Origin of the sequence: uncultured Algibacter sp. (assembly GCF_905480415.1) — a bacterium.
Taxonomy (GTDB): domain Bacteria; phylum Bacteroidota; class Bacteroidia; order Flavobacteriales; family Flavobacteriaceae; genus Algibacter_B.
Map to the genome: position 1 here is coordinate 1 of NZ_CAJQQI010000183.1, position 6165 is coordinate 6165.

Below are 6165 nucleotides of genomic sequence, written 5' to 3' on the forward strand. Positions count from 1 at the left end.
TATGGGTTTTAGTTGATGAATTCTATCCGTAATATAGGCACCGTCTTCTATATTATATACCCGAACATCAATGGTTGCTTTGCTTTCAGCAGCAATAACATTGGAGGCATAACCGCCTTCAATGAGTCCAACATTTACCGTGATGCCCTTATCAAAGTCATTCATAGCATATAACCGCTGGACCTGATGCGATAATTCGACAATAGCATTCACCCCTTTTTGAGGATCTAATCCCGCATGTGCGGCTTTGCCTTTTACCGTAATGGTAAAGCGCCCAACCCCTTTTCTGGCTGTTTTTAAGCGTCCTTCTAAGCCTAAAGGAGGTTCTAAAACAAAAGCGCGGTGAACCAGTTTTGATAACCGCTTGATAATAGGGGTAGACTCGTGACTTCCTATTTCTTCATCTGTATTGATAAGAATAATGGGTGTCACCGCTAAATCTAATTGTAATGCTTTTATGGCGCGTAGTGAAAATAGTATCTGTATAATTCCAGCTTTCATATCAAAGACTCCGGGTCCAGAGAGTTTGCCGTTGCGTTGTACTACAGGCATGTCTTTTATGGATTGTAGTTCCCATACCGTATCGCAGTGGCCAATGAGTAATTGTAAGGGGGTGTTTTTTTTCCGAATTAGTGGTCGGGCATATAAATACCCTCCGGTGTTTTTACCAGAAATATGCAGGGTGTAAAAGCCTAATTGCTCTAATTCTTTACGAAGAAAACGGATGACGTTTTTAAGGGCTTTTTTATTGTTTGAAGGTGATTCTATGGCAACCATTTCTTTTAGAAGTGCCAGCATGGGCTTATGATTATCTTTTAAATAAGTTATAATCTCCGTGGCCATATGTTTGTTTACGGCGTTCAAGTTTTAAAATTCTTTGGAAAAGGAAAGTTGTACGTTTTGGTAATTTTTGCAAAGCGCCCGTTTGAAATGTAAGCCAGCAGCGGATTTTCCTTAAGTTGTTGTTGTTCGTCTTTTTCAAAAGTCTTCATATAGTTTTTGTCAACATGGGCTGCCATAATTTTACCGGTAATGATGCTGTTTTCATTAAAACCGTCAATGATTTTAAAGAGTTTACATTCAAAAAATAAATAGGATGCTTCTAGAAACAGAGCATCAACACGAGTTGCTTTTAGGCTTGGTAATGCCTTAATAATGGGTTTAGAGCCCAAGGTGTCATCAGAACGTGGCGTGGCACTTAATGCGGCTAATACGACTTGATCGGGGAGCGGGAAACTAACCGTAAATTCTTGAGTATCTTTTATGTTTTGATAGGTAGCGTGCTTTGGTGTGCATACAAAACCAAAGTAATTATCAAAACCAATTGGGGTCGCCATGTGTTTTGGAGCTAAATTATATGCCTCACCTTCTTTAGTACCAATGACGATTAAAGGTGCTACCGTGAAAATACGGTCCCAAATGGGACTTGAAGTATCTAAGGTGTAGAATTTATTTTGTGGTAACGTTTTCATGATATACATAAATAATAATATGCCCAAGCTTGCAAAATAAAACGATGACCAAAACCGATAGTTATAGTCCTTAATTAGTGCCGCTTATAGCATGAAAAATACGGTGCACTATCAAATTTCACCTCTTTATTAAAAGTGTTACTCTATACTTATAAATGAGGCTTCATTTTACTTTTGCGTTTGTTAAGCAGTATTTTTAGATCATCTATAGTGTTATCTGTTGCTTCTTCAAAATAGGTCTCATTAGAGGACGCGAAAATTTTTGGTCCGTATTGACTCAATTGAATTTCACAAATCTTTCCTTTTCCTTTCGGGTCATGTTCTAATTTATAAAACACGTCTGCTCTAATAATGGAATCATACTTCTTAGCTAGTTTTTCTATTTTGTTTATGACATATGCTTCCATGGCTTCACTGGTTTGCATTTTCACAAATTGAACATGTATTTCCATAGTTTTACGATTTAAGTATCTTTTGATTTTAGTTTACAAGTAGTTATTCCGAATAGAGTGTAAAGCGGACAGAAACCTATAAAGCTGGTTAAAACAAATACTACGGCTAAAGCAATTAATACAATGCCTAAGGTTCCTGTAATGTTTTCCGTAACAAAAAGGGTTATAAAAAGTATAGCGATTATAAGTCTCAAGGCTCTATCTGCAGTTCCCATATTTTTTTTCATCTTGACAGGTTTTATATCATTTCTAAAAATATGACGAATTATGTTTTTTGTAAATGATATTCATCATTTTTAGGCTGGTTTTTAGGTGCTTATTTGGTTTAAGTTTCTTTTTTAGTCTAAAGCAGAGCGGCAGATTAGTTGGTCTTGGAATAAGAAAATAGGGAAGAGCACTACGATTCTATTTTTTATAGTGAAGGATTGGAGCTGAATTTTACGATTCTAAAGACTAAATAGCCTAGGATGACTATTAGATTAATAGTATGAAGTACGCTTTGAGTGTGTTGGAAAAATGAGTACTAAAAGCCACCATATGTTTTAGCAAAATAAAAAACCCCGAGATATAAAATCTCAGGGTTTCCCTTGGTATTACTTGTAGCGAGAATGGGGCACGATCCCATGACCTCCGAGTTATGAATCCGACGCTCTAACCAGCTGAGCTACCTCGCCATAATTTAAGGCTGCAAATATAAAAACAATATTATTGTAAGCAAACAGAAGTAGGGGAAAATATTATTAAAAATTGTTGTTATACTTATCAATTAATGTATATATTGAGAAAAATAATTATTATTAGTATTTATGGACGATAAAGTCAAATTTGAAATAGAATTCCCTATTCATGCTTCTCCTCAATTGTTATATCAATATATATCAACGCCATCAGGTTTATCTGAATGGTTTTCAGATAATGTAAATTCTCGTGGAGAATTCTTTACGTTTATTTGGGATGATAGTGAGGAAATTGCAAAGTTGTTAAATAAAAAAACCGGAGAGCGCATTAAATTTAGATGGATGGAAGATGAAGATGAAGGTTCATCTTGTTATTTCGAAATTAGAATTCAAGTTGATGAAATTACAAAAGATGTATCCCTAATGGTTACAGATTTTGCCGAAGAAGATGAGGTTGAAGAATCAAAAATGTTATGGACCAATCAAATTTCTAGTCTTAAGCAAGTATTAGGGTCTTCCTAATTATCAATAGCATATTTTAAATTATATTTGTCCCGCTTTTCAAATCAATGTAAAGCGGGATTTTTTATGATAAATTTTAACGGAACACTTTTAGAAAATAACACTATTTTATCAACCGAAAATAGAGGCTATGCTTACGGCGATGCCCTTTTTGAAACTATAAAAGTAGTGCATGGTAAAATACTATTTTGGGAAGACCATTATTTTAGGTTAATGGCTTCTATGCGTATTATGCGTATGGAAATACCAATGAACTTTACCATGGAATATTTGGAAGATCAAATTCAGGAAACATTAAACGCTAATACATTATCCAATGGATCTTCAAGAGTGAAATTACAGGTGCATAGAAACGATGGAGGTTTATATACACCAAATACAAACGATATTAGTTTTGTGATTTCAGTAAAACCTGTTTCTGAAGACTTTTATTTATTAAATGACGCGTTCTATGAAGTGGATTTGTTTAAGGACTATTATGTATCTCCTAGCTTGCTATCAACCTTAAAAACCAATAACAAAGCATTAAACGTAGTAGGAAGCATTTACGCCAAAGAGAATGGTTTAAATAATTGCTTGTTACTCAATACAAACAAACACGTTGTTGAAGCGCTTAATGGTAATGTGTTTTTAGTAAAAGGCACTACGATTAAAACAGCACCATTAAGTGATGGCTGTTTAAAGGGGGTTATGCGAACACAACTCCTTAATATTATTAAAGCATTACCCGAGTATGAATTGGTGGAAGATGCTATATCGCCATTTGAAATTCAAAAAGCAGACGAAATGTTTATTACCAATGTGATTACTGGAATACAACCCGTTAGCAAGTACAGAAAAAAGGTATTTGGTAACGCCGTTTCTAAACTATTACTTCAAAAGTTAAATGTGAAAATAAGATTGACTTAGTTGTAACTTGGATTCTCTGGTGCATTTGACCAAATGCTATACTCGCCGCCAAATTCTATCATTTTTTCTTTCCAAAACGTTTCATAATCTTTTTCTATGACGTTCTTTTTGTAACTATTTTCGGTTACAACCCAAGAATTAGCTTTAAGTTCCGTTTCTAATTGAGTGGATTCCCATCCAGAATATCCCAAGAAAAACTTGATATCATTTTCTTTAATGGTTTTGTCTTTTATAAGTTCTGCAACTTTGCTAAAATCGCCACCCCAGTAAATACCTAAAGAAATTTCAATGCTATTAGGAATTAAATGCGGAATCTTATGAATAAAATATAGATTATCTTGTTCTACAGGCCCTCCATTGTAAACTTTAAATTTGACTTCAACTTCAGGGATTAAATCATTAATGGTATAGTCTAGTGGTTTGTTTAGAATAAAACCTATTGAACCATCTTCTGAGTGGTCTGCAAGTAACACGATAGAGCGGTTAAAAGAAACGTCGCCTATAATGGCAGGCTCAGCGATTAATAAATCTCCTTTTTTGGGTTTTGTTGTAACCATTTTTTGAGCATTTAATAAACTAAATTTAGTATTTATTTATTAAAAAAGCAACTCTTAGAGAGAGATATAAAAAAAGCCTCCAGGTTATGGAGGCTTTTATTATAATAGAAAGAAGTAAATGACTAGTTTACAGCACTTGATAAATCAGATCCAGCTTTAAACTTTACTACGTTTTTAGCTTTGATTTTGATAGTAGCACCAGTTTGAGGGTTTCTTCCATCTCTTGCAGCTCTTTTAGAAACTGACCAAGAACCAAATCCTACTAAAGAAACTCTGTTACCTTTTTGTAAAGCACCTTCAATTTCAATTAAAGCACATTCTAATGCTTTTTTTGATGCTGCTTTAGTGATTCCAGCATGTTCTGCCATTGCGTCGATTAAATCTGTTTTGTTCATAATATAAAATTTAATTATTAATAAATGGGTTAAACATTTTTGTTCTCCCTCTACAAATTTATACGGATTATGCAATCACGCAAGTAATAGCAAGGGAAATACCCCGTTTTGTTGATAACTTACAGCATTTGTTAATAAAGGAAGTGTATTTTGTCGATATTTTTATAATATCAGTGGTAATAAGGGTTTAGAGCATTTTAGCATTTTCATTAAAAGTATACCCATTTAAGAGTGATTTGATATCCATAGCGCGCTTTCCTGGAAGTTTAATTTCTGTTATAATTATGTAACCATCGGTAACTGCTACCTTTAGTTCTTTTTTTGAAGCTATTATAGTTCCAGATTTTAAAGAATGACTTTCAAATGCTTTATCAACCTTATATATTTTAACATCTAATGCATCTTCACCGTTAACTAACGTACACCAAGCAGCTGGATAAGGGGATAACCCGCGAATGTGATTATATATATTCTTAATAGAGTCATCCCAATTGATTTTGCAATTGTCTTTGTTTAACTTGTAAGCTGTCTTAATATCTTGTGTTTCTTTCTGCGGAATGGTTTTAACCTTACCTTTTTGAATGGCGTTTACGGTCTTTAAAACCAATTGACTACCAATCGCCATTAATTTATCATGAAGACTTCCTGCATGCTCATTAGGATCTATGTCTATAGTTTCTTGAAGAATCATGTCTCCCGTATCTATTTTGTCATCAATAAAAAAAGTAGAAACCCCGGTTTTGGTTTCACCATTAATAATAGCCCAATTTATGGGTGCCGCGCCACGATAGTTTGGCAGCAGAGAAGCATGTAAATTAAATGTCCCATATTCGGGCATTTGCCAAACCACTTTTGGGAGCATCCTAAATGCGACTACAATGTGTAGGTTAGCATGAAGCGCTTTCAATGCTTTAAGGAAACTTTCGCTTTTTAAATTTGTAGGCTGAAGCACTGTTAACTCTTGAGATTTAGCATATTTTTTTACGGCGCTTTCATTAAGTTTTCTTCCACGTCCTGCAGGTTTGTCTGGTGCTGTAATAACACCAACAAACACATATAAATTAAGTCATCTATGAGGGATTTGAAAATTGTATTTATGGGCACACCAGATTTTGCAGTTGCCACATTACAAGCATTAGTCGAAAACAACTATACTATTGTTGGTGTTATTACAGCACCAG

General features: G+C 34.3%; 9 protein-coding genes, 1 tRNA gene and 1 pseudogene. 3 read left to right on the plus strand and 8 right to left on the minus strand.

What is annotated here, in order from left to right; all coding sequences use genetic code 11:
* The 5 genes from QZ260_RS12395 to QZ260_RS12415 all read right to left on the minus strand — a co-directional run.
* On the minus strand, window positions 1-798 hold a 798-nt coding region (locus QZ260_RS12395; RefSeq protein WP_295986718.1), incomplete at its 3' end, for a M20/M25/M40 family metallo-hydrolase.
* Between the two features lie 62 nt (window positions 799-860).
* A complete protein-coding gene (locus tag QZ260_RS12400; protein ID WP_295986720.1) occupies window positions 861-1472 on the minus strand; it encodes a flavin reductase in 612 nt (203 codons plus the stop codon).
* A gap of 149 nt (window positions 1473-1621) precedes the next feature.
* Complete coding sequence (locus QZ260_RS12405; RefSeq protein WP_295986722.1) at window positions 1622-1924, minus strand: HPF/RaiA family ribosome-associated protein; 303 nt, start codon at window positions 1922-1924, stop codon at window positions 1622-1624.
* Window positions 1925-1935: 11 nt separating this feature from the next.
* Window positions 1936-2151, minus strand: a complete 216-nt coding sequence (locus QZ260_RS12410; protein ID WP_295986726.1) for a DUF2892 domain-containing protein — start codon at window positions 2149-2151, stop codon at window positions 1936-1938.
* 373 nt (window positions 2152-2524) lie between these two features.
* Window positions 2525-2598 (minus strand) — tRNA-Met (locus QZ260_RS12415).
* Window positions 2599-2730: 132 nt separating this feature from the next.
* Here QZ260_RS12415 and QZ260_RS12420 point away from each other — a divergent pair.
* Together QZ260_RS12420 and QZ260_RS12425 are read left to right on the plus strand one after the other, a co-directional pair.
* Window positions 2731-3123 (plus strand): START-like domain-containing protein, encoded by a 393-nt coding sequence (locus QZ260_RS12420; protein ID WP_295986728.1) that lies wholly within the window; start codon window positions 2731-2733, stop codon window positions 3121-3123.
* A 66-nt stretch (window positions 3124-3189) separates the two neighbouring features.
* Complete coding sequence (locus QZ260_RS12425) at window positions 3190-4032, plus strand: aminotransferase class IV (RefSeq protein WP_295986729.1); 843 nt, start codon at window positions 3190-3192, stop codon at window positions 4030-4032.
* Here QZ260_RS12425 and QZ260_RS12430 read toward each other — a convergent pair.
* The 3 genes from QZ260_RS12430 to fmt form a co-directional block, all read right to left on the minus strand.
* Entirely contained in the window at window positions 4029-4589 is a 561-nt protein-coding gene (locus tag QZ260_RS12430) for a YqgE/AlgH family protein (protein ID WP_295986731.1), read from the minus strand. The genes QZ260_RS12425 and QZ260_RS12430 overlap by 4 nt on opposite strands.
* A gap of 122 nt (window positions 4590-4711) precedes the next feature.
* Window positions 4712-4999: an HU family DNA-binding protein gene (locus QZ260_RS12435; protein ID WP_295986735.1), complete on the minus strand. Its 288-nt coding sequence runs from the start codon at window positions 4997-4999 to the stop codon at window positions 4712-4714.
* A gap of 172 nt (window positions 5000-5171) precedes the next feature.
* Entirely contained in the window at window positions 5172-6038 is an 867-nt protein-coding gene (gene fmt / locus QZ260_RS12440) for a methionyl-tRNA formyltransferase (protein ID WP_295986733.1), read from the minus strand.
* Window positions 6039-6056: 18 nt separating this feature from the next.
* Between fmt and QZ260_RS12445 the strand changes: the two are divergent.
* Window positions 6057-6165 (plus strand): annotated as a pseudogene (locus tag QZ260_RS12445) (methionyl-tRNA formyltransferase); the annotation flags it as partial.

What these genes read in the sequence shown, in the direction of transcription:
- QZ260_RS12425 (WP_295986729.1), top strand. Translation starts at nt 3,190, where the DNA reads ATGATAAATTTTAACGGAACACTTTTAGAAAATAACACTATTTTATCA.
- QZ260_RS12420 (WP_295986728.1), top strand. Translation starts at nt 2,731, where the DNA reads ATGGACGATAAAGTCAAATTTGAAATAGAATTCCCTATTCATGCTTCT.
- QZ260_RS12405 (WP_295986722.1), bottom strand. Translation starts at nt 1,924, where the DNA reads ATGGAAATACATGTTCAATTTGTGAAAATGCAAACCAGTGAAGCCATG.
- QZ260_RS12410 (WP_295986726.1), bottom strand. Translation starts at nt 2,151, where the DNA reads ATGAAAAAAAATATGGGAACTGCAGATAGAGCCTTGAGACTTATAATC.
- QZ260_RS12400 (WP_295986720.1), bottom strand. Translation starts at nt 1,472, where the DNA reads ATGAAAACGTTACCACAAAATAAATTCTACACCTTAGATACTTCAAGT.
- QZ260_RS12430 (WP_295986731.1), bottom strand. Translation starts at nt 4,589, where the DNA reads ATGGTTACAACAAAACCCAAAAAAGGAGATTTATTAATCGCTGAGCCT.